This is a genomic window from Siphonobacter sp. BAB-5405 (assembly GCF_002872335.1).
Lineage (GTDB): Bacteria > Bacteroidota > Bacteroidia > Cytophagales > Spirosomataceae > Siphonobacter.
The window spans coordinates 1-24041 of the sequence record NZ_NJAG01000048.1 but is presented as its reverse complement, the minus strand read 5'-3'; the positions used below and the strand labels follow the sequence as shown (position 1 = coordinate 24041).

Below are 24041 nucleotides of genomic sequence, written 5' to 3'. Positions count from 1 at the left end.
TACGGGTTTCAGGCGGCCGGATTACTCAATCTCGCTCTGGATACACTCGGGGTGCAGTGCGGTATCAGTAATCGCGTTCAAACCAGTCAGCGTTCCGTACAGATTGCGGGCGTATTCAATACGGCGGATATTACCCACGGCAGTGTTCAGCTGGCGGGGGTATGGAATCAGGCCCGGCGGGGTACTGCCAGCGTACAGATTTCCGGACTGGTCAACCACCATCGTGATACGGTAACGGGTGCTCAGGTGACCAGTCTTTACAATTACGCCCGGCCATGTGAGAGGATTACAACTGGGCCTGATCAACGTAGCCGATAGCTCATCGGGGTATAGCGTGGGCCTGATTAACCTGATTCGAAACGGCAAAATGAGTTTCACAGTAGCAGCCAACGACGTGGTGCCTTTCCAGATGATCTTTAAAAGTGGTACCCACCGCCTGTATACCATTCTGCTGTTGGGCTATTCGCCCTTTGCTTCGCAATCCGCGTTTACATTTGGGCGGGGCTGGGACGAGAATTCCGGTTGGGGACCCGTTGGTCACTCGCTACGGACCTTACCTCGCAAAATCTGTATCAGGGTGACTGGGATACGTTACCCATACTGGCTCGTCTGGAAACGAGCCTGCAATTCCGGATCAATCCGCACTGGACCCTTTCGGCGGGGCCTGCCCTATCCCTCACCTATGCGGATCAGCCCAGTGAAGTCTATACTTCTGCAAAGGCCTATCCCCACTGGAATTTCTCCCCCACTGCTTACGGCTGGGTAGGTTGGCAGGGCGGTGTACAAGTTAATTTTTAAGAAACCTAGCTTATTTTTCATTCTACACAATCCACTTATAATCAGTAATTTATACCAAATTATGTCGCTTTACTAAAAAGTACTTCCTAAAAAAATGAAAATAAATTTAGGGTAAGGCTGAAGCATGTTGTCAAGGATATACAAAACGAAAGGACGTTAGCCCGGTACCAGTTGGCGACTTTTCGTAGACGTAGATTCTCATCACCTCATGCATTCATAGCTCATGAAAATTTTTTCTTACTCCGCTTCTTTCAAAAAATGGTTTACACTCCTCTTCGCTGGATTGGCATCGGGAGTTCAGGCTCAGGATTTACAAAAGAGTGTTGCTCATATTGGGCTGGTCTATCCCTTAAGCAGTAATGGCACCCACGCCGATCGCTACTCCAACTCGTTTTCTCTGCATCTACTGGCGGGCGTTTCCGGGGCGGAGACGGGTTTCAGTATGGCAGGTCTGGGCAGTGTCGTTCGACAGGATGCGAAAGGATTGATGGTATCGGGCCTTTTCAATACCATTGGCGGACGGGCCCAGGGAGCTCAGCTGTCGGGACTCCTGAACCGGGCTCAGTCGGCCCGGGCAACCCAGTTGGCGGGATTGCTAAATGTAGTCAGCCACGAAACCCAGGGTGTACAACTGGCGGGTGTCACCAATGTTGCTGGAACGGGTAAGGCCGTTCAGGTAGCGGGGGTGGGCAACGTATCTCGCCAATCGGCGGTACAGGTAGCCGGGGTTTTTAACCAGTCCGAAGAGGTCCATACGCAAGTCGCTGGTCTGATCAACGTGGCTAAACGCGTGAAAGGCGTACAAATCGGAGTACTGAATATAGCCGATAGCAGTGACTATTCGATTGGGTTGATTAATCTGGTGAAAAATGGGGAGAAACGAATTTCCTTAAGTACCGATGAAACCTTGACGGGCTTTCTGTCCTTCCGTTCCGGTGGACGCGTCCTATACGGATTGGTTGGACTCGGATACAACCTGAAACAGCCCCAGCAATCGCTGTACGGACTGGAAGCGGGTCTGGGGGCCCACGTACTCGTGCGTGAACCGTATCGCGTGAGTCTGGAAGCCGTTACGGTAACCCTCACTGACTTCAAAAAACGGGAGTATTTACGGAACTCTTTACGTATACTTCCTTCCGTTCGATTCGCCAAGCAATGGGAATTTTTCCTGGGGCCCACGATCAACTACGTAGACTTCACGCGTGAGACTTCGGATGATTTGCGGGGCATTTATCTCTGGAGTAAGCAAGGAACCAAGCATACGCAGGGCTTGTATCTGGGTGTTACGGCGGGGTTACAGATTATCCTGTAGTTTTCTCCAGTAATAGTTTAGGTTTTCATTACAGGTGATGTTTTAATATGCAATATATAGTGATCACTTAGTATTATCGGATTAGTATTGGGTTCTGTTGAGTTGGCTGGTTTTTTAGTCCGTATGCATTCCCTGCGATAGGACGGGGATCGGGTTTATGTCGCACACACAGATAGTTGGTTGTACTTTAACAACTTCAAACCATTACCTAATGAAATGCCAGGGGATGAGAACCCCTCACACCGCAGAGTTTCTCCAGCTACTACCCAACCGTGCTTACGGTACCAAAGTCGATCTAGGTAAGACGAATGTAAGGGCTACAGGCAGTACGTTTCATGCAAAAATACAACCTGCTTTTTGACCAGATACATCTAGTATATGCGGGCTCTATTCTACATTGAACCAGAAGCCTGTCTTCGGTAACAACTACAGAAATTTACCGGATTCTGAGGCATTTTGCTTCAAGTTTGGGACATTCTGTGTTATTTTGGACGTTTTCTCTCTTTACGTAGAGATTTACCAATCGTACCTACCATGATTATTGAACCTAAAGTACGTGGATTCATCTGTCTGACGGCCCATCCCAAAGGATGCGAGCAAAACGTTGTGAATCAGATTCAGTATATCCAGTCGAAAGGCCCGATCGATGGGCCTAAGAAAGTGCTGGTGATCGGAGCTTCGACCGGCTTCGGGCTAGCTTCCCGCATTACCAGTGCCTTTGGCTCGCAGGCCGCTACTCTCGGTGTGTATTTCGAAAAGCCACCCCAGCCGGGCAAACCGGCTTCAGCGGGCTGGTACAATACGGCCGCCTTTGAAGTCCAGGCTCAGGAGGCAGGTTTGTACGCCAAGAGTGTGAACGGCGATGCTTTTTCCAACGAAATCAAAGAGAAAGTAATTGGTCTGATCCAGGCCGATTTAGGTCAGGTGGATCTGGTGATTTACAGCGTAGCCTCTCCCCGGCGGACGAATCCGAATACGGGCGTTACGCACAATTCCGTACTGAAACCGATTGGTCAGTCCTTTACGAACAAAACGGTCAACTTCCACAACGGCGTCGTTTCGGAAATCAGCATTGAACCCGCTACCGAGGAAGACATCGAAAATACGGTGGCGGTGAGTGGGCGGTGAAGACTGGAAACTTTGGATCGAAGCCCTGAAGGCAGCAGACGTACTGGCTCCGGGTGCTCGGACGGTCGCGTATTCTTACATCGGACCAGCCCTTACTGAACCCGTGTACCGCAAGGGTACCATTGGCCGGGCCAAAGATGATTTGGAAGCAACGGCGTCCAGCATCACGGATACGCTGAAAGACCTGGATGGCAAAGCGTATGTGTCGGTCAACAAGGCTCTGGTAACGCAGGCCAGTTCGGCGATCCCCGTAATCCCACTGTACATTTCACTGTTGTACAAGGTGATGAAAGAGCAGGGCATCCACGAAGGTTGTATCGAACAAATGCAACGCTTGTTCCAACAACGTCTATACACCAATGGAAGCGTGCCTACGGACGAAAAAGGCCGTATTCGTATTGACGATTGGGAAATGCGGGAAGACGTTCAGGCTCAGGTAGCCAGTTTGTGGGCAGAAGCAACTACTGAAAGCTTACCACAACTGGGTGACCTGGAAGGATACAAAACCGACTTCTTTAACTTGTTCGGTTTTGAAGTAGGCGGTGTTGCCTACGAAACTTCCGTAGACGAAATGGTCGAAATACCCGGTCTGGCTTAAGAGTCAGTACCCTTACGATTATATTGAGATACCCTGTCCAAGGCCGGAGGCTTGGGGCAGGGTTTTCTTTTTGAGAGTTCCCCGCATTCATTTCCACGACACTATTAAAAAAACCGTCAGGCAGAACCCAACGGTTTTCGTGAATTAACCCACACCTTTAACTTAATCGGTGAGCAGCAAATATAGTAAGTCACGTGACTTTATATACGTTTTACAAAACTTTTATTAATCCAATACTTTAATTTTTTTTCTTTCACTCAACTACCAACTTAATATGTGTTTTGTACCATAACTTAAACTTGAACCGTTCCCGTTACTTCATCTCAATTAGCTTCAGGTCAGTACGTTATTAGGTATCAGTAAAAACTACCAGAATGAAAATGAGGTTTCAGAAAGAAGAATCCAGCCCCTTATAAACGGCCTTTTTGTATAGCCGTGAGGTATTTGTAACCTCGTTACAACAATAAACCTCATCCGGAAGCCAGATGAGGTTTGATTTCAATCCAAATTAATTCAACAAATAAACAATGCTTCTCTGATAGAAAGGTTTACGTATAGTACTATGTATCTAATTATTCCAGCATATTCATTGTTTTGTACCAGATGACAGGTCAGGTAGCTTAAGGGATAAAAATCAAAATTGTACGTTACACGCTTTGCTGCAGTAAGCGGCTCCTGTTTGCTTTTACCCATACAGGTCCGACAGGAAAGCCGTTCAGCGGAATTCATGTGGAAAAGGTAGCGGGTATGCCTCTTCAGGTCTTTGCAGTCACAGGCCACCAGTAGTTGATGCTATCAGCGGCTGTTTATGAAAAAAGGACTTATTATGCTAGAAGGTGTCACCGTTTCAGGGCTTAGCCACGTCCGTAATTGATAACACTTTGTAATAAAGCCGGTAAAAGCCTCTCATGCGAGAGGCTTTTACCGGCTTTTCAGCTTTAGGAAGAGAAGCACCAGGATCCGCATAAGATCCTTGTTTCACGATTTGCCTTCGAACGTCCTGACCACTGCATTACGTCTGTACTTCCAGCGGCAGGCTCTTTCAGCACCGGATACGCCAGCTAACTTATTACTTTTTGTACTTGAAAACCAGATAGACTAACTAGCTGCGGAGCATAGGTACCGTCCTGGGTACGATAGGCTCCATTGGCTCCTAATCGCTCACATTCCTTACGGAGTTGTTGTTTAACGTGTACATCCATATTAAGTCCGTTATTGAATCGGGGCCGAATGGTTACTACGCCAAGCTCCTCAATATCCTGAGGTATATCTCTTTCCAATAGAAAAATCTTAAGGGGTGAATTGTCGGATTTTGCTAGACTACTCACCTGAGCAAGCGTTTTTGTTCGGGAAGTAGTACAGGAGCTGAGGCCAATCGCTATACCGATTCCCAGAGCAATCCATAGCTTATAGGGCTGATTCATAGACTAGTAGTTATAGTGGACCGTATGTTTTACTTTTTTGTGGGGTTACTACGCATGAAATGACCTTCGTAGGTTTGTTTTCGGTTTCCTAACTGGATGGGAACACCTAAGCGTAGGGAAGTGAACAGACCCTTGGCCTGTGGATAAGGTGCCCAGGTCAATCTTTCAATCACCAGATTCTCGGTGTAGAGACTTACCTTCATCCGCTTACTTTGCCAGCCTAGTTCGGCAGCGAAGCCCATTTTTGCTTTTAATGATCTTGCTGAACGATCACCCCAAGCTCTATCTATCAATTCCTGGACGCCTACCCCTGATAGTTCTCGCTTCAATACATCCTCTTGAATAGCCTGAAAGTTATCCATGGTTCTGAAATTGCTGAGCCGTTGCTTCGTCGAAACAGGTATGCGTAAGGAAGGATGAATGTATAGTCGGCTGGTAGCGTTCAGTTGCCAACTTAGTTCAACGCCTACACCTGCCCGGTACCAGTCAAAGCTGGACTGATACACAACAACCTGCGGGTTATCTACTACCGGGGGGCGTGTTCGCCATTGGCTGTAGGCTATACTTACGGCGGGTTGTAAACGCCATGCTTCATTCAGGTCAAACGTTCGGCCCGCTTCCAGTGTAAAGGAAACGCCGTCCCATTTTACTCGCTGATTCCTTACGGTAGCAATGGCGTTTTCACCAGGCCCATAACCGGCCATTCTACCGTATTCTCCGTTAAGCTTCGTATTTCCAGTATAACCCTCAGCCTTTAACCTGAGCAGGTAATTCTGCGGCAGCTGGTACTGAAGCGTTAACCCGGCCATCGGCAGGATACCCGCTTCCTGGGTAATCGGACTAGAGCCAAAAGGAGACGGTGGAACCGGCATTTTAGTCGTCCAGGCTACTGATTTTAATCCAAGGTACGGAATAAAAGTGAAGGGTCTATCCAGCTCCTGAGCCTGAACTATCCAGGAGGTGAATACCATCATAGTCAATAATAGAGGTTTCATTGAAAATAAATGTTAGTAGCTTGATGAAATACCTTTGTTTTACCGGTAAACGAAATGTATACGTCTCATTCATCCTGATTTATTTTGCCTGAACTTTATTCCCTCTACTATAACATTCTCCTAGACATTGACCCTGATACTATCTCCGTTTTTCTAAAAGACATTGCGTTGAAACTTACGCACAAGTAACCCACTTTTTAGTCAGCTTATTCGGTACGAGAGCCTAATTCAAAAGCTCTTCTGAACTTGTAAAATCTGAGGTATTTTTCGATCTATTTTTGTTGACAAGTAGCTAAAATACTCCTGTGATTCGTTAGTTCATGCTGGCATTCACCTTAACTAATCTACTTGTTATCAGAGTATTGACAGTTCATTTATTTCAAATATACGAATCATGATGCCTTTCTCGAAGACCTTTAATCTTAGTACGGAAAGCAATCATAGGTGAACGTGAGAAAACTATTAATTGGCATTTCGTAGCGTACCTCTAAAGGGTACGCAGTACCAAACAAAGCCTATCCTACTCGATCCGGAAAGGCAAAAGCTTAACTACCTCTCCCCACCGGATCAGGGAAAGACTTCAACTATGGTTTATACTTTTGGGGCAATACTAACTTTGGGGCAAAGCGAAAGTAAGAAACGAAACAACAATAGAAAAGGCGGGTCTTTGCATAGCATTTAATAGGTTGTTTTGAATTGAACAAAGGTAAATAGACCTCTGAATAATCCAACTTTTTTATAATAAAAATAATAAATTATTTAATTATAAAACGATCATTTTATTCGTCTATTGAAGCAGTTTTGAGGTTGAACGTGGAAGCCTTGTTTTACTCTTTATTGACTTTCTACATGATCTCGTTGCCTCCTTCTTTCTAAATCGGATTCTGCTTATCATCCATCAATTTCTGGTGAATAGCTACGATCAGAGCCCTTCGCATGGAATCTTTCGCTTATCTTTTTACCTTTGTTCACTTTTCTTCGACCTGCCCTACACGTATCGCGATCAATTTTATACTGTCTATAGAATTTGCAATGCTTCAAAAAACCGTTACTATTTTAGTTGTTGACGATGATAAGGACGACCGTGAATTCCTGGAACTGGCATTTCAGGAAGGCGGTTACCCTGGAGAGCTTATTTTTGCGGAAGATGGAGAATATGCCTGGGAGTTGCTACAGAATCAGACGCTGGAACCATCGCTGATCTTACTTGATATTAACATGCCCCGGCTCAATGGCCTGTCGTTGCTGACCCGGATTCGGGAAAATACAGCATTAAAGACGTTACCCGTTTTGATGTTTACGACTTCCGAGCAGGAAGAAACCATCAAGAAAGCGTATGAGCAGGGAGCTAACAGCTACATCGTGAAGCCGCAGACCTATCAGGAGCTGGCTCAAACCTGGAAACAAATCTACGCCTACTGGGCTCAAATCATTGAATTACCTTCTAAAGGTCTTTTATAAGCCGCTTGCAGTTTCCCTTTTGAACTACGATTATCATGAACGAAAAACCGTTAGTACTGGTCGTTGAGGATAACCCGGATCATCGCTTTATCATGAACTGGAGCTATGAAAAAAGTAATCAGCAATGCCGGTTACTTTTTGCCGAAGACGCCGAACAGGCAATGCTGTATCTGGAAGACGTAATTCCTAGTTTTATGATGCTGGATTACGGACTACCGGGCGAAAATGGATTTGAGTTGCTGGATCGTCTCCGGACGTCCCGTCAGTGGAAGCACCTGCCGGTGGTAATGTTTTCGCACTGGGATGATGATGCCTTTATCAAACAGGCCTATACCAGTGGGGTCAATGCTTTTGTCATCAAGCCCCAGAACCGCAAAGAGTATATTAATGTCTGGAATACGGTCTTTGATTTCTGGAATAGTCACAATCAACTGCCTAAGGCCCAGAAAGCTCCACGGTACTTATAAAAAAAACTCCCTCATGAATCACGGGGGAGTTTCCTGCTTAACCTCTAAACCTAATGGTTCAAAATTACACCTTCGGAAGGGGTCCTATTTCGCTTATTCTACCAACTGTAGGCTTTATACGTCAAATGACAAAAATTGACGGTTAAGGGCAAGCCTTGCCTTTTGATCTGCTTCCGCTTCCGTTCTTCCTTCTACTCTATCGCCACGTATTTTTCTGAATAGTTGTGGTAATCTCACGTTTGTAAAACGCTTCTCTCTTCATTTTCCGGACGCGGAGTTCTGCTCTCAACGAAAGCTCTGCCGGATGTGGGGCCGTTTTGGGATCGCCGCTGAAACCTCTTTCTTCAAACCTCATAAATCGATAAAACGCCCGTAATATTCAAGTAATACTGTAGGTAGACTTTTGTGGCTCTCACCATATCTACCATGCAACGAGCATTAACTTGTACTGTACTCTTGGGCCTGGGTCTCTGGGCCTGCACGGATCACTCCGATCCCGGCAATTCTAACGATGTAGTATTACAAAACCATTCGGTTACCCCGGCCTTACTGAAAAAACAGGCGGGCTTTGAATCGCTGGAATTGTTTTCCCTCATCGGCTCGGACGACAAACTTCCCCAATCGCCCGGTTTTGTTTTCGGTGGTTCTGCCGATGGTTCCGGTTTGCTCAAAAATGCGGACGGAACGTTTTCGATGCTGATTAATCACGAGGACAACTTTGCCGTATCCCGGATCACGCTCGACAAAACGTTTAAACCCGTAAAAGGCGAGTACATTCTTAACTCCGACGGTGGGCAGTACCGCCTGTGTTCAGCCACGATGGCTACTCCGAAAGAGCACGGCTTTGGTCCCGTGTATCTGACCTGTGGCGAATCAAGCGAAGAGTCACAAATTCACGCTCTGGACCCTTATAGTCCCGCCGGAGCCGCCAGTATGTCCCGCACCAAGTCGTCGCTGGGCCGTCAGAATGCCGAACAGGCTCTGCCCCTGCCCAAAACGGCGTTCCCGGGTAAAACGGTTATTCTGGTGGGTGATGACGACAGCGGTACCAACGGCGGTCAGGTGTTCCTATACGTAGCCGATCAGGTAGGTGATCTGGATAATGGTTCCTATTACACCCTTCGTCGCAAGGATCTGAATCAGCGAGAATGGACATCAAGCAGAACCAGAAATATGCCGTTGAGTTCGTTAAAATCGAGAATCAGAAAACCCTGACGGGTCGTCAGATGAACGAAAAGGTTGATTCGGAGCTAAAGTCCATCAAATTCGGTCGGGTCGAAGACGTGGATTACCGTAAGGATGGTATCGGTCGGGAAGTGTACTTCAACGTAACGGGTCAGAATAATACGGGTGTAAATGCCGATTATTCCCGTACGAAATACGGCCGCACGTACCGCCTGACGCTCGATGCAAACAACCCGCTAGCGGGTCAGCTGGAAGTGATTCTTGACGGTGATGATCGTACGGGCAAGGCTAAAACCTTCCAGGATGTTGATAACCTTTGCGTAACGAAAAATTACGTCTACATTCAGGAAGATCCCAATGGCTACGGTGACGAAACGCATGATAGCTACCTCTATCAATACAACATCGCTACGGGCGAGCTGAAAGTAGTCTTTGAACTGGACCACCGCCGGACGGCTGCCGATAAGGAAAAATACAATCAGAATAGTGCCGGAACGCAATTTGCCCTTTCCAAATTCGGTGATTGGGAATACGGCTCACTGGTTGACATTTCCGAGGAAACGGGCAAAGAGGCTACCTTTATGCTGATGATCCAACCCCACAGCTGGCGTTCACCCGCTTACGCGGGCGTGGATGGCGGTAGCATCCGTAAAAACGAAAATCAGGCCAGTCAGGTCGTTATTATTCGTGGCTTACCCCGCTAGTCATTCTTGATTTCATAGAACTTATTCCTGCCGGGTACTCCGGCAGGAATTTCTGCTTTTTCCCCATGAAAAACCTTGGGCTTTTCCTTGCTTTCGTTGGTCTGAGTCTCGGCATCTGGTGGTCGTGTCAACCCAAACCCAGCCGGGCCGAACGTGTACAGACGCAGTTCCGGCAGGATATTGCTGGACTGGATTCGGCCGTCACTAGCTTTCTACAGGCCGTAACTCAGAACCGTCCCGCCGATGAATTGCAGCAACGTTTTCGACTGGCCCGACTGGCCTATAAACGCGTGGAATGGCTGACGGAATACTATTTCCCTGAAACGGCTAAAAACCTGAACGGCCCGGCTCTCGACGAATTCGAAGAAGCCGATAACCTCGTCATTCCCCCCGAAGGCTTTCAGGTCATTGAAGAATATGTATTCCCGGTGCTGGATACCGCTCACTACGCCGAGCTGGAACAACACGTTCGGGTACTCAAGGCTAACCTGACGCGACTTTCGTTCATGGATGGCTCCAATCAGCTTACCGACGCCCACATTTTTGACGCGGCCCGGCTGGAAATTTTCCGCATCATTTCTTTAGGTATTACGGGGTTTGACTCGCCAGCTGCCCTGCATTCCCTGCCCGAAGCCCGGAGTGCCCTGGCGACCCTGCGAGAACGACTCCAACCCTATACGCAGGCTTTGGAAGCAGAGCATCCCGAGCAAGCCCGGCACATTCATACCTTGTTTATCAGTAGCGAACAACAACTGACTGGTTCGTTCGATGCATTGGATCGGCTGGCCTTTCTGACCAATTTTCTGAATCCCTTGAGTTCAGCATTGTACCAGGCTCAGTTATCTTTAGGCATACAGCCGTTTGAAGAATCCCGCACGCTTCGTAGTACAGCCCAGACTTTTCAGGATACGGCTGGATTCAACGCAGAACATTTCGTATCGGTAGCCGCCCATCGCTCGACGCCCGAAAAGATTGCGTTGGGTCGGAAGCTGTTCTATGATCCCATCCTTTCCGGCAATCGCCAGCGAAGCTGTGCTTCCTGCCACCAGCCCGACAAGGGTTTCAGTGACGGGCAAACCCGCAGTGCTTCGCTGTCGGGGGGACTGCTAACGCGGAATACGCCCACGTTGCTGAATGCCGCCCTGCAAGCCCGCCTGTTTCACGATTCACGGGTGGTTTATCTGGAAGATCAGGCAACCGATGTGATTGGTAATCACGAAGAAATGCACGGTTCGCTGGATAAAGCCCTCCTGGAATTGCAACAAGACCCTAACTACCGCCAAGCTTTTGCCAAAGCCTATCCCGAAGGCATGACAACGCACGCCATCCGGAATGCACTGGCCGCCTACGAACGAACGCTGATTTCGCTGAACAGCCGTTTTGATCAATATGTACGTTGCAATCCGCAGGCCCTGAACGCGAGTGAAAAACGTGGTTTCAATCTTTTCGCTGGAAAAGCGAAGTGTGCCACCTGTCATTTCTTGCCCCTGACGAATGGTACAGTTCCCCCCTTCTACGAAAAAGCGGAGAGTGAAGTGCTCGGCGTACCCGCTCAGGCGGGCTGGAAAAACCTGAGTCTGGATTCGGATGTAGGAAAGTACAATCTGACGGGTGCCGACCTGCACCGTCACGCCTTCAAAACACCGACCGTACGGAATGTAGCCCTAACAGCTCCGTATATGCACAATGGTGTATACAAAACCCTCGAAGAAGTCGTGGAATTTTATGACCGGGGCGGTGGCCTGGGCCTGGGATTACCTGTACCCAACCAGACGCTGTCAGCCGATCCATTGAACCTGAGTACGCAGGAAAAGGCAGATCTGGTTCACTTCATGAAGGCTCTAACGGATGAATCGTTTCTTTCGTCCCGAAAATAAGTACTCTTGTAGTTACTGAAATGCCCTGCGTATCTGCGACCCTTATGCCAGATACGCAGGGCAATTGGTTATAACGCTTCATTGATTATCAGTAGTTTATTTAGTTATCCTGTTCAGGTTCTGTCGCAGAATCTCCTTCGTTGATCGTTTCTTTTTTGAACATTTCCGTCAAAAAAGTAACTTTCCTTATCTACGAGCATTCTTACCAAATCTGACGCACTCATGGCGGTATTCAAGCTAAAAATTAATAACCGTGACTATCAGACGGAAGCCGATCCGGATACACCCCTGCTGTGGGTGCTACGGGATCATTTAGGACTGGTGGGTACTAAATTCGGCTGCGGTATGGCCCAATGCGGAGCCTGTACCGTTCACGTCAATGGTGAAGCTACCCGTTCCTGCGTACTACCCGTTTCAGCGGTATCCCAGGCAAAAATCACGACGATCGAAGGGCTTTCTGAAAAAGGCGACCATCCCGTTCAGCAGGCCTGGAACGAAGTCGATGTACCGCAGTGCGGATACTGTCAGGCGGGACAAATCATGACAGCAGCGGCATTTCTCAAGAAAAATGCCAAGCCTACGCTGCCCGAAATCGAAGCGGCCATGTCGGGCAATCTTTGCCGCTGTGGTACGTATCACCGCATTCGTGAAGCCGTACAGCGAGCCGCCACGAAGAAAAAATAGCTGTCTCTGCTCTAAGCCCTAACTGCATTCATGACTTCCAACAGACGTACCTTTCTAAAACTGGCGGCTTCCGCAGGCGGAGGCTTGCTTTTGGGTTTTCACTGGACGGACAGTGAAGCCGCCCCCCGCTCCGACGGTACTTTCAATAGCTATCTGGCTATTTCGCCCGATGGTACCATCACCATTCAATCGCCCAACCCCGAAGTTGGGCAGAACATTAAAACGGCCTTCCCCATGCTGGTAGCCGAGGACCTCGACGCGGACTGGAAACGCGTCGTGATTGTTCAGGCTCCTTTAAATACTACTGCATTTGAGCGACAGGTGGCCGGTGGCAGTGGCTCCATTCGTCACTCCTACCAACGCCTGCGAAAAGCTGGAGCTACGGCTCGTCAGATGTTGATGGCAGGCCGCGGCCAAACGCTGGCAGGTCCCCGTTCAGGAATGTACAACCGACAAGGGATTTGTCCTGCACGCGGGTAAAAAGCTCAGCTACGGCGAGCTAGCTACTGAAGCTTCCGCCCTGCCCATTCCCACCGATGTAGTATTAAAAAACCGGAAGGACTTTAAACTGATCGGACAGTCCGTGGCCAATACGGATAATCCCGCGATCGTGACGGGGAAACCGCTATTTGGTCTTGACTTTTACCGGGAAGGGATGCTATTCGCCATGATTCAGCGGCCTACGGCTTTCGGACTAAAGGTAAAGTCCGTCGATGCCGAAGCAGCCAAAGCCATGCCGGGCATTGTTGACGTGGTTACCTTTAAAAATAATGTGGCTATCGTAGGGAAATCCACCTGGCAGGTACAAAAAGCCCGCGAAGTTGTGAAAGTCACTTATGAAAAAGAGGCTGATCTGGAAAGTACGGCCGATCATAACCGGCTCTTGCAGGAAATGCTCGACAGTTCCAAGGCGACGGTTCGACGCAAAGACGGCGACGTAGATACGGCCTTTCAACAGGCGGCTAAAGTTATAAAAGCCGAGTATCAGTGCCCCTTCCTGCCCCATAATCCGATGGAGCCGATGAACTTTTTCGCTCACGTTCGGCCTGATGGTGTTGAACTGGTAGGACCGACTCAAACCCCGGAACTCGCCCGTACGGAAACGGCCAAATTACTTAACATCAGTCCCGACCAGGTCAGCGTAACCATGACCCGTATGGGCGGTGGTTTTGGTCGCCGGTTGAAGGCTGATTACGTGCTCGAAGCCGCCGAGCTTTCGAGCTTGATTAAGGCTCCGGTAAAAGTAATCTGGACGCGTGAAGACGACATGGGTGGCGGCAGTTACCGGCCTTGTGTGCGGTACCGGTTTGAAGCGGCTCTGGATGCTCAGAACAACCTGATTGGCTATAAATTACGTGGTGTGGGCTTCAATGTTGGCAACTCTACGCGGGAGGATAATTTTCCATCGGGTGCCGTGCCGAACCTGCTGATTGATTCGGTTGACCGCAAGTCTGCCATTACGACGGGTCCCTGGCGGGCTCCGATTACCAATTTCCTGGCCTTCGCCGAACAGTCTTTCCTTGATGAAGTCGCCCAGGCGGCGGGTAAAGACCCCGTTGCCTTCCGGTTAGCTCTGCTGGATCAGGCCAAAGCCAAACCCGCCGGAGCCATCAAATACGACATTGACCGGATGAAGGCGGTCATCCAGCTAGCAGCCCAGAAAGCGGGCTGGGGTCAGAAGAAAAATCAGGGCTTTAGCGTCTATTTTTCGCATAACTCGTACGTGGCCCAGGTAACAGAAGTCAGCGTGAAAAAAGGTATCCCGGTAGTCAGCAAAATTCACGCCGCGGTTGATTGCGGCCTGGTGGTAAACCCCAGCGGTGCCCGCCAGCAGGTGGTGGGTAGTATTGTGGATGGTCTGGGCCATGCGATGTACGGCAACCTAAGCTTCAAAGAGGGCGTACCGGAACAGAAAAATTTCAATAGCTTTCGGCTGATTCGTCTTTCTGAAATTCCGGAAGTAGACGTTCACTTTGTCGACAACGGAATTGACCCTACGGGTCTGGGTGAACCCGCTTTACCTCCCACGGGTGGTAGTGTAGCCAATGCCCTGTTTAAAGTAACGGGTAAGCGACTCCGTAATCAACCGTTTAGTGAAGAATACAAGGAACTTTTATAAACCATTTTAAGCAGAAAAGGATCGCCAGCATGGGTGATCCTTTTCTGCTTAAAATGGATAATCAATAGCCTTATTTAGTGCTTATCCACTACTAATGATCGATTATAAGCGTACAGTTATTCGTAGTTTTTAGCATTTCATATATTACCAAATATCAAAAATTATCGTACACAAACTTCTTTATATCAGTGGATTACATATAAAAAATATAAATATTATTATCTCCATTTAGCATAAATTATCTTTACATCTGAGAATAACAATCCCTTCAAGTCTTCGTCTCATTATCAATTCCTAATAAATTATACAAACGCTGTATTTTCCCAATTCATTTGTTGATTAAAAACGGATATCACTATATATTTAGCCAGACGTATAGCAGTATCACTTATTGATTGCCTTCTTGTTTCAATACCGTTTATTCTTCCTTATTACCGCCGAGTATGGATCGAACATTATTTACCTCGCTGTTTTTAGTATTCTCCACCACTACTCATAGTATTCCATGATGAACACTTTCCAAATGAAGGCAGCCCTCTCTCCGTATTTGAAGGGGACAGTCGCTTTGAAGGACAATGGTCAGTACCTTGCATTTCCCCTCAACCAGATTACAGCCGGGCTTCAGGCCAATGCCTATTACTTTGATCATCCGGAATGGGCGGAAGAATACCTCATTTACTGCCACCGAAGCGACCACTTCAAAAGTCGCTGGCAGGCTGCTTCGGGTGACTGGGACGATAAAGTAGTGGTAGACATCGGCTGTGGTCCCGGCAACATTTTTGCCACCTTGCAGGGAAATCCACGTCTGCTGATTGGCGTGGATGTGGCCCCCAACTCGCTGTTGTTTGCTGCTAAACAAGGTTATGTACCCGTATTGGCCGATGCTACTGCTTTGCCTTTTACTTCGGAATTTGCCGACATCGTAACGCTTAACGCTACGCTTCACCACTGCGATGACATGGAAACTGTACTTCGGGAAGCGGCCCGTCTGGTGAAGCCTGGTGGCGTGATCGTCACCGACCACGACCCCCAACTAAGTGCCTGGAATTACAAAGGGCTGGCCAAACTACTCTGGCATGCTCGTCTGTGGTACTACCGATGGATTGGCCATAGTTTCCACAAATCAGGACCTCAGCAACAGGCGGCTCTGGCTTCGGAAATTCACCATAAACCCGGTCACGGCGTTACGGAGCAGTTTTTTAAAAATACGCTGGAACCGCTGGGTTTTACAGTCAAGGTGTTTCCGCACAACCACGAAATTGGAGCGGATGCTTTAAAGGGAATTCCGGGTAAAGCTGAATTCAAATACCGGCTGGGCAATGTTCTGTCGGCCCGTAATCCTGATGCGGCCAGTAGTGCTCTATCACTGATGTGCGTCGCTACTAAACATTGATCTTGTTTTCCAAGAGGTATCGCTAGTTAGTCTACAAGACTATTTCCTCCGGCAGGTATCCGCAAAGCCAGCTGCCACTGGCTCTGCTGGTTAGTTATCGTGCCTCCTGACTTAGGGGTTTAGGATAACCTTTCGCATTCCTTCGCAGACCTGCTTCATTCGCTGGTAGGCCGCAGGCCTGTTAGCCGATTTATCCAGCTCAATAGCCAGTTGGCCCGCAGAGGCTTCGATGTGAAAGGTGGTCTGATCGGCCAATGTGGTGATCTGATCGATGTCGTCTTGCGAACCCCATTCCTTTTCTCCAAAGGCATCCGCCATATACGCTTGCAGAGCGGCTGTTCGGGATTGATCGTAATGAGCTGAAAAGGTATACGCCTTTTCATTGTCACTAACCGTAATGTTCGTATCCGATGAAGAGACACAGGACATACTCCAAAGACTCAGGCCAATGATCATTCCACCAAGTAAGATTTTCATAGCTATCGTTTCATTAGTTTGCATGGCAAGGTACTATGTATCGACCAGCTTTGCAATATTTTTTTTATGCATCGAAAATTGCAACCCTCAAAGCATTCATACGTCTGATTGTGCCTAGAATAAGCCAATTTAAATGTGCACACGAACTGCTGGAATAAGCCTTTTAGCATTCCCCGGCCAGAATCATCTATTTCCTTACTTAATCATTGACTACTATGGAATTCATGCCTGAAAAACCCGAATTTGCTCAAAAAGATACGTTACACAGTATGCTGGCTAAAGTAATGGCTCAGAATCGACTGATCCTGGATCTGTTGCGGCGGCCCCTATCTACGGAAGATAAAAATGAACTTACCAGTCGGGAACGGTACTATTTTCTCTCGTACATGATTTATCTGATGGAAAGCGGTCAGGTTACTTATTCCGCTGATGATTTGATGCGTTACAAGGATGAATTTGAGCAGCTAAAGTCCCGGCTAAATGATTAATACAAATAGAAAGTGAGTAGAGCTGCCGGACTTGAAAGTCACTCTACTCACTTTATTTCACACCATTAGCTTTCCAATACAAACGATTTTCAATACTTGTGCTTTTTAAACTATATCTGTTAACTAATTTTATAGTTTTATCATACATAGCTTAGCTCTACTTTACTTATGTTAAATTAAATATTGATTTTATCATGAATCTGCTGCATCATATCCTTAACTTTTTATTTTAAAAGTCCCTGTTTATGCCTGCTTTCAAAGTGAAAAACAAGCATCACCAAAAAATATTTAAACGAATTGAATAGTAGCAACAGCATTACGTATATTGTAGTAATATTACTACAAGCTAATGAGCATTATTCACTTATCAGAAAAAATTAACCTACTGTACATCAAAAAATTACGTAGCTGTAAAGCTTATTTATTCAATTGAAAAATAAGCTTTTATCCCCTTGTTAATACATTAGTAGACTGGTTGAAACGTATAGTTATACCTATTTTTTTTCATTTTTAATTTTTTTATTAAAAGGCAAATTATTTATTTTGCACCACAATTAAGTAAAAACATCCGCCAAATTATTTGATCTAATCGTTGTACACCCCCCGCCATTGACGAAATTAATTTCTGCTAACAATCAACCATTTGTTAGTACTACCGAATGCTTTAACTAAGGCATTCAAACCTATCAATTTTCCGCCATCTTTTTTATTTCCAACAGACAACCGCTACTTGTCCACAGGTTTGCTTATGCTAAAAACGAACTCTTTTAGCTATCTGCGAACAACTATTTTATTGGTATTTAACATCGTCGCCTTACGAAACTTTTTCTAGGTTTTTCTACAACTCTATTGTGTATTAACAAGTACTTTACGATGAAAACTTTCGTATCTATTGCCACATTTTTACTAATTCATGCTGTGTTATTTGCACAGACCTCCCCTCCTTCTTCAAGCATCCGCGGTAGCGTCTGGCAGGAAAAGGGCATAGCTAACAATACAAAAGAAAATGGCGAAGTAGCCCTGAACGGAATTTTGGTCGAACTTCGTAATCCTGACACCTACGATTTAATCAGTTCCACGATCACAGATGCTTCAGGCAATTTTGTTCTGCCCAGTTATCCCGGCAACTATGTTATTTCCTATGTATACCCCACCCAGGGTTACACGGACAGTATTGATGCTACCCAAAACGTAACTGTTCCTGCCAGTGGGTCCGTAAGCGTTCCCGGCATTGGGCTCAAGCCCATTACCAATACCCTAACGTACTGCACGGGCAAGCCCACTACCGTTACCAGCTGGACGGAAACCTTTCAGCTTCCTAAGTACGATGCCACCCTGGGTAAGCTCAATACCGTTTATATGTACGCCATGGAATCAGCGTACCACGCAAATATTAACATCGAAAACACGGGTAGTGCAGACAATTTCAAACTATCCGTAGGAGGCTCAATTCTGATGGATTTGCCGGCTATTATTGGCGATATAGAGCTGATAACGAGCGTTAAGCTGTCCGGTTCCCTAGCCAATTTCGATGGTAAAGTAGACTATGCAGGCCCTTCCGGAATTTCTTATTATTACAAGTTTGCCAGTTCGACCAGCGAAAAGAAATACACGTCTACTGCTCAGAAAAATATCTTTACGGGTTCCGGAAACTTAGCCATTCCTACCACGGTAGAAAGCTCAACGACCATTTCGGGAGCCGGTAATCTGGAGACCGTAGTTTCTACGGAAGTGGGTGCGGGCGTTTGCGTTACGTATGAGTACACTCCCCTAAGCTTGCCCGTATCGCTGGCCGCTTTTACTGCCAAAGCGGAAGGGACTCAGGCCGCACTCCTGCAATGGAGTACCGCCTCCGAACGGAATAATGCTTTTTTTGAAGTACAGCATTCGACGGATGGAAAATCGTTCGAAACCGTCGCTCGGATAGCCGGAAAAGGTACGACGCAAGTACGTCAGGAATACAACTTTACGCACAACAATCTGAATCCACAGACGCTGCATTATTACCAATTGAAGCAGATTGACAACGACGGAACGTTTACGTATAGCGGTATGCGTTCAGTTCAATTAACCGACTACAAAGGTATTTCCCTTCAAGTGGCTTCTAATCCTGTTGTCAATGGAGAGGTTAAAGTACTCGTTGACTACTCGGATGAAAATTTACAGAAATCAACTTCCGTTCAGCTGTATTCTTTACAAGGTACGGTTATTGCCACTCAGCAACTGGAATTGATGCGTGGACGTAATGAGATTCATTTTCCGGTACACGGCGTTGCTCCGGGACTGTACCTGGTCTCTCTGAAAAATGACTCTCTGGGTTCTGCCAAAACGTTCAAAGTGATCATTCAGCGATAACGATTACCCTGATCCAAACTCCGAATTCGTAGCGAAAAACATTCCGTTTTAGCTACGAATTCGTGGTTTTTCTGTACTCAGCAGACCGATTCAGTCGCCCGAACTGAATTTAGTTTTGTTTCTGAAGCTGATACAGAAAGTCCAGAGCCGCCGCATCGGGTAGGGGGCGAGTCTGTACCTGATCACCGAGCTCCATGATACGTTTGTTTTGATTTTCGTAGACTGGCCAGCCTGGTAAGCCTTTTCCGTTGGGATTTCCGGTTTTGATGAAATTCAGCCAGTACGCCGACATGATCCGGGCCAGTTCGTGATCTCCCTTCTGCCAGGGGCGATCGATGAATTTCAGGTTGTCATAGGCGTAGGCAACTTCGCCCGTGTGAAAGGCCCCGTACCTGGCGTATTCACCCGTACCCGGCACTTTCCGGGTAAAGCGATAGACGTACACCGGCGTACCCTGTTGACTTTGTATCTGAGCCCAGGCGTAATTCTGAATGCCAAACATCAGATCCCGTGAAAGATTGTATTGCGAAACCGTTGCCTGCTCCTCAGTAGTTGCCGGGTAAAAACGCAAAAGCGAAGCCGCCTCCGATCCATACTGCTGCTGTAGGTACTGGCGATACGCTCCAGCCGTTTTCAGGGGACTTTGCAGTAGCCCTTCTTCCTCATTCCAGCCCGTGAGTAAAACGACGGGATTCTGTTTTCGGGTGGCAAACAACTGAGCCACCGTTTTGGGCAGGATGTACCCATCAACGATGGGGCCCCGAACGGTGGGTGCCATTCGCTGAATCTCAGCGGCAGGTTTACCGCGAAGCTCGGCCAGGGAGGCTGCTTTCAACGTGTGCATGGCTTGCACACCACTTTCCTCGGCTGCTTTTAAACTGGCCAGGGGTCGGGCAAAACTGGCTCCGCTTTCGGCGATGGCTTTTTGAAAAGKATGACTAGCCTGAGGACTGGCAACCAGACTATTCACACTCATCGAACCCGCCGACTGACCGGCAATGGTCACGTTTGCAGGATCTCCTCCGAAGGCGGCGATGTTTTTTTGCACCCAACGCAAGGCGGCAATTTGATCCATCAGCCCGTAATTTCCGGAAGCATGATGACCCGATTCCTGCGTAAGCTCGGGATGAGCGAAGAATCCAAAAGGCCCTACCCGGTAGTTGAAACTAACGAAGACAATGCCTCTGGCAGCCATGGCGGTCCCATCATAAATAGGTACGGCACTTCCTCCACCCGAAAAACCACCGCCGTAAATCCAGACCAATACGGGTTGTTTTTCGCCTTTACGAGCACTGGTCCAGACATTTAGATACAGACAATCTTCGCTAATGGGTTCTTTAGGAATCAGAAATTCCTGGCTCCACATACTGAACGGAGCGGGAGAAGGCTGCATGGGACTGGGTCCGAAGGAAGTACACGCCCGAACACCTTTCCAGGGTACCACTGCGTGAGGAGCTTGCCAGCGAAGATTACCCACGGGCGGTGCCGCGAACGGAATGCCCTTGTAACTACGAACGTCCCCCTGACGACTGCCCGTAATGCGTCCTCCTTCGATGCGAAGCGTTTGGGCGGTACTGGCAGAAAGCAGACCCAGTATTCCCCAGAGTATAAAGCAGCTGTAGCGTATGCGTTTTTTCATCGTTTGAATCAAGGTACCGCCACCTGATTGGCTTTGAGAATTTTGCTAAAAAACAACACCTGATACGGCAAGGCGTTCTCCCAGTACGGCCAGGTATGGGCACCGGGCCGTTCCGTGTAGTCGTGAGGCGTCTGGTTTTCGACCAAACGGCGGTGCAGGTCGCGGTTCGTCTCAATCAAAAAATCATCCACGCCAATATCCAGAATCAAAGGTAACTGGTTACTCTTGAGCCGATCGGCCAGGGTTACGAGCGTATAGCCGGGATAAGGCATGGGCCCGGATTTGGGCGGTCCCAGGAGGCGGGCAAAATTAGCAGCCCGCAACCGTGCAAAGCTCGAATCTACTTTCCAGTGAGCGGTGTTGATGTCCATCACCCCACTCATACTACCCGCTGCCGCATACAGCTCGGGGTGGCGGCTGGAAATATACAGGGCTCCATGCCCGCCCATGGAAAGCCCCGCAATAACGCGGCCCTTCCCCGTGTGAACGGTGCGGTAGGTACGATCAATTTTCTCGACAAGTTCCTGAGCAATAAACGTTTCAAACTGGCTTTCCTTCACGAAAGGACTATCGAAATAATAACTGGTTGGGTCGCCATCGGGCATTACAATAATCAGGTTGTACTGATCCGAAAGCCGGTGCAGTAACGTACGGTCAGGCGTTTTGGTGAGCCAGTCCCGAAAACTTCCGCTCCCCCCGTGCAACAGGTACAGGACGGGAAAAGCCTGCTTTGTCTTTTTGTACCGATCGGGCAGAACGACTGCCGTTCGCAGGGTTCGGTTCATGCGGGTGCTAGTGATCTCCAGCGTATCAACGCGGGCAGCATGGCTTGAAAAAGCGGCCAGCGTAAGAAGCGTCAGTAAAAAAAAGTTCTTAATCATATCCGAAACAACGGTAAAGAGGTAGGGTAATTCCGTTTAAAACGCCGTAGTACGAAGGTAATAAAAGTTAGAAATGGTATAAACAAGCATGCTCAGGGTATTGATTGAATAGCCTAGTATTTTTTTAACCTGAGTTGATACTTTTTAATCATAAGTAAACAGGTTAGCTAAAGACTTGCCATCTTTACTTAGCCTAATCAGGTAACCTGACGGGGCACGATGTCATTGCCGCCACATACATTGATCCGTTTGCTGAAACCAGTATTTGCTTTGCCGCGTCTCCCCACCAGGAACCGGTTGGTAAAGTATGGTTTCTGCCCATTATTCCATGAATTATTGCACACGCTTACTAGTAGTTCAAAATAGCGATCCGGATTTAGAAAAAATTCGGAATTTCCTTAGCGGAAGGTATGATGCCCAGGAAATTGCACGGTTAAAAACGATAGCAGAAGCTGCCGATTTCTTACGTTCTCCCCGTGCTACTAATCTGGAAGTCGTCTTACTGGATAGTTCGGTTACAGGCCCTTATTTAGCCGAAGCCATTACGGCTTTGGTATCGCTTTGTCCTCGCACGCCCATCATTGTTCTAGCCGATGATCCGGCCTTTGGTCTCAGTAGCCGATTCATTGAATTAGGCTTTTCCGATTATTTGCTCAAAAGCGAATGGTCAGCTTTCTCTTTACAAAAGAGTATTTTGTACTGCATTGAACGATATAAATTAAAAATCTCTTTACTTGAATCCGAAAAACGGTACAGTACGTTATTTCAGTTAAGTCCGGTACCCATGTGGGTGTATGATTTAAAAACCCTGAAATTTGTTGACGTAAATGAAGCAGCTCTAAAGCATTATGGCTACGATAAAGTCGAATTTCTCAATATGTCGATCCGGGAAATAAGACCCAGGGAGGATATTCTCTTACTGGAGGAGGCGGTGAAAGAATCGCTGCTTTCGGAGAGAAATTCTTACCAGGGTATGTTTCGGCATCAAAAGAAAAATGGGGAAATTATTTTTGTATACATTCAAAGCAAAGTCATTTTCCTCAACGGCCGTCAATCAAAGCTGATTCTAGCCAACGACATTACCCAGCATGTGCATTACGACCGAACCATTAAAACCCAGAACCAGAAGCTAAAAGAAATAGCCTGGATTCAGTGTCACGTGGTTCGAACCCCCATCGCTCGTCTGATGGGTCTGGTTGATGCTCTGGAAGAAGAAGAAATGAATGAAGCCCTGCGAACTGAATTAATGGCTCACATTCGTACTTCGGCTCAGGAACTGGATACGATTGTACGAGATATTGCCCATAAAGCTCAGCAGGTAAACGCCAATTTGCCTTACAATTTATGAACGTACTCATCGTAGATGATGATCTCATAACGCTTAAGCTACACCAGTTACGGGTCATCAACATGGGTTTGTCCCGACAACCGCAGCTTTTTTATAATGGCAGGGAAGTTCTGGATTTTTTACTTGCGGCTCAGGAAACGGACGAATCATACCTCATTTTGCTGGATCTGAACATGCCCCTTATGAATGGCTGGCAATTTCTGGAAGCCCTACAGCAGTATGACCTGCGTAGTGTAATCCGGGTGGTGATTATCACCTCATCCGTAGATCCGGCGGACCAGCAGCGGGCGGCGAACTACCCCCAGGTTGCGGCGTATCTGGAAAAACCTTTAAGTCGGAAAGGGCTGGAGATACTGGCTTCGATTTTTGAATAAAACTAGTTCGGCGATCGGGAAAACACATACGCATTATCCCGGTCGCGAACTAATTTCCTGCAATCAAAGGTTCGATACCCCCTTTTAACCAGAAATTTAGAGAAAACGTACGCCTGCTTTTTGATAAGGCTCAAAGCGTGCGTCGTCTGCATTGCGTTCGGTAATGATATGGGATACTTCCGCAAGCCGGCATACTGCAAAAGGATCCTGCGTACCAAGCTTGCTGGCGTCTGAGAGGGCAATGGACCATGGACGCGAAGCAGCTGCCATGGCCCGTTTCAGTTCGGCCTCGGGCTGATGGGTGGCAGTAATGCCCGCCTGAAGATCGATGGAG

The 24041-nt window shown here is 47.6% G+C and carries 19 protein-coding genes and 3 pseudogenes; 16 read left to right on the top strand and 6 right to left on the bottom strand.

Features of this window, described 5'->3' with window-relative positions:
- From BWI97_RS27770 to fabV, 4 genes and pseudogenes are all read left to right on the top strand, one after another.
- Window positions 1-318, top strand: a pseudogene (locus tag BWI97_RS27770) (hypothetical protein); the annotation flags it as partial.
- A 204-nt stretch (window positions 319-522) separates the two neighbouring features.
- Window positions 523-798, top strand: coding sequence for a hypothetical protein (locus BWI97_RS24365; RefSeq protein WP_102203175.1), 276 nt, complete (start codon window positions 523-525; stop codon window positions 796-798).
- A 223-nt stretch (window positions 799-1021) separates the two neighbouring features.
- Window positions 1022-2110, top strand: a complete 1089-nt coding sequence (locus BWI97_RS24360) for a hypothetical protein (protein ID WP_102203174.1) — start codon at window positions 1022-1024, stop codon at window positions 2108-2110.
- Window positions 2111-2644: 534 nt separating this feature from the next.
- Window positions 2645-3836: pseudogene (fabV, locus tag BWI97_RS24355) on the top strand (enoyl-ACP reductase FabV).
- Window positions 3837-4897: 1061 nt separating this feature from the next.
- Here fabV and BWI97_RS24350 read toward each other — a convergent pair.
- Together BWI97_RS24350 and BWI97_RS24345 are read right to left on the bottom strand one after the other, a co-directional pair.
- A complete protein-coding gene (locus BWI97_RS24350; protein WP_102203173.1) occupies window positions 4898-5260 on the bottom strand; it encodes a hypothetical protein in 363 nt (120 codons plus the stop codon).
- A gap of 29 nt (window positions 5261-5289) precedes the next feature.
- Window positions 5290-6234, bottom strand: coding sequence for an autotransporter outer membrane beta-barrel domain-containing protein (locus BWI97_RS24345; RefSeq protein ID WP_102203172.1), 945 nt, complete (start codon window positions 6232-6234; stop codon window positions 5290-5292).
- Between the two features lie 1053 nt (window positions 6235-7287).
- Here BWI97_RS24345 and BWI97_RS24340 point away from each other — a divergent pair.
- From BWI97_RS24340 to BWI97_RS24310, 8 genes and pseudogenes are all read left to right on the top strand, one after another.
- Window positions 7288-7716: a response regulator gene (locus BWI97_RS24340; RefSeq protein ID WP_158242836.1), complete on the top strand. Its 429-nt coding sequence runs from the start codon at window positions 7288-7290 to the stop codon at window positions 7714-7716.
- A gap of 35 nt (window positions 7717-7751) precedes the next feature.
- Window positions 7752-8183 (top strand): response regulator, encoded by a 432-nt coding sequence (locus BWI97_RS24335; RefSeq protein ID WP_094812801.1) that lies wholly within the window; start codon window positions 7752-7754, stop codon window positions 8181-8183.
- 426 nt (window positions 8184-8609) lie between these two features.
- Window positions 8610-9398: a hypothetical protein gene (locus BWI97_RS28565; protein ID WP_233208004.1), complete on the top strand. Its 789-nt coding sequence runs from the start codon at window positions 8610-8612 to the stop codon at window positions 9396-9398.
- Window positions 9332-10072 carry a hypothetical protein gene (locus BWI97_RS28560; protein ID WP_233208003.1) on the top strand — a complete coding sequence of 247 codons (741 nt, stop codon included), beginning with the start codon at window positions 9332-9334 and terminating at the stop codon, window positions 10070-10072. The genes BWI97_RS28565 and BWI97_RS28560 overlap by 67 nt, the downstream gene beginning before the upstream one ends.
- A 65-nt stretch (window positions 10073-10137) precedes the next feature.
- Window positions 10138-11949: a cytochrome c peroxidase gene (locus BWI97_RS24325; protein ID WP_102203171.1), complete on the top strand. Its 1812-nt coding sequence runs from the start codon at window positions 10138-10140 to the stop codon at window positions 11947-11949.
- A 222-nt stretch (window positions 11950-12171) separates the two neighbouring features.
- On the top strand, window positions 12172-12633 hold the full coding sequence (locus BWI97_RS24320; RefSeq protein ID WP_094812794.1) for a (2Fe-2S)-binding protein: 462 nt from the start codon (window positions 12172-12174) through the stop codon (window positions 12631-12633).
- A 30-nt stretch (window positions 12634-12663) separates the two neighbouring features.
- Window positions 12664-14752 (top strand): annotated as a pseudogene (locus BWI97_RS24315) (molybdopterin cofactor-binding domain-containing protein).
- A 505-nt stretch (window positions 14753-15257) separates the two neighbouring features.
- A complete protein-coding gene (locus BWI97_RS24310; protein ID WP_233208002.1) occupies window positions 15258-16145 on the top strand; it encodes a class I SAM-dependent methyltransferase in 888 nt (295 codons plus the stop codon).
- 111 nt (window positions 16146-16256) lie between these two features.
- On the opposite strand, the gene BWI97_RS24305 is transcribed toward BWI97_RS24310, so the two are convergent.
- Complete coding sequence (locus BWI97_RS24305) at window positions 16257-16622, bottom strand: hypothetical protein (protein WP_102203170.1); 366 nt, start codon at window positions 16620-16622, stop codon at window positions 16257-16259.
- A gap of 215 nt (window positions 16623-16837) precedes the next feature.
- Between BWI97_RS24305 and BWI97_RS24300 the strand changes: the two genes are divergently transcribed.
- Together BWI97_RS24300 and BWI97_RS24295 are read left to right on the top strand one after the other, a co-directional pair.
- The gene (locus BWI97_RS24300; protein WP_094812788.1) at window positions 16838-17110 is read left to right on the top strand and encodes a hypothetical protein; all 273 of its coding nucleotides are present in this window, start codon (window positions 16838-16840) and stop codon (window positions 17108-17110) included.
- Between the two features lie 918 nt (window positions 17111-18028).
- Window positions 18029-19465, top strand: coding sequence for a T9SS type A sorting domain-containing protein (locus BWI97_RS24295; RefSeq protein WP_158242835.1), 1437 nt, complete (start codon window positions 18029-18031; stop codon window positions 19463-19465).
- Window positions 19466-19574: 109 nt separating this feature from the next.
- Here the strand turns inward: BWI97_RS24295 and BWI97_RS24290 are convergent, their stop codons facing one another.
- Together BWI97_RS24290 and BWI97_RS24285 are read right to left on the bottom strand one after the other, a co-directional pair.
- Complete coding sequence (locus tag BWI97_RS24290; RefSeq protein ID WP_102203176.1) at window positions 19575-21104, bottom strand: carboxylesterase/lipase family protein; 1530 nt, start codon at window positions 21102-21104, stop codon at window positions 19575-19577.
- 8 nt (window positions 21105-21112) lie between these two features.
- Window positions 21113-21985, bottom strand: coding sequence for an alpha/beta hydrolase family protein (locus tag BWI97_RS24285; protein WP_102203168.1), 873 nt, complete (start codon window positions 21983-21985; stop codon window positions 21113-21115).
- A 328-nt stretch (window positions 21986-22313) separates the two neighbouring features.
- Between BWI97_RS24285 and BWI97_RS24280 the strand changes: the two genes are divergently transcribed.
- Both BWI97_RS24280 and BWI97_RS24275 read left to right on the top strand, forming a co-directional pair.
- Window positions 22314-23333, top strand: a complete 1020-nt coding sequence (locus tag BWI97_RS24280; RefSeq protein WP_158242834.1) for a PAS domain S-box protein — start codon at window positions 22314-22316, stop codon at window positions 23331-23333.
- Complete coding sequence (locus BWI97_RS24275; protein WP_094812780.1) at window positions 23330-23707, top strand: response regulator; 378 nt, start codon at window positions 23330-23332, stop codon at window positions 23705-23707. Before BWI97_RS24280 ends, BWI97_RS24275 begins: the two co-directional genes overlap by 4 nt.
- Before the next feature lie 96 nt (window positions 23708-23803).
- On the opposite strand, the gene BWI97_RS24270 is transcribed toward BWI97_RS24275, so the two are convergent.
- A partial coding sequence (locus BWI97_RS24270) for a DeoR/GlpR family DNA-binding transcription regulator (RefSeq protein ID WP_146011016.1) occupies window positions 23804-24041 on the bottom strand: 238 nt, incomplete at its 5' end.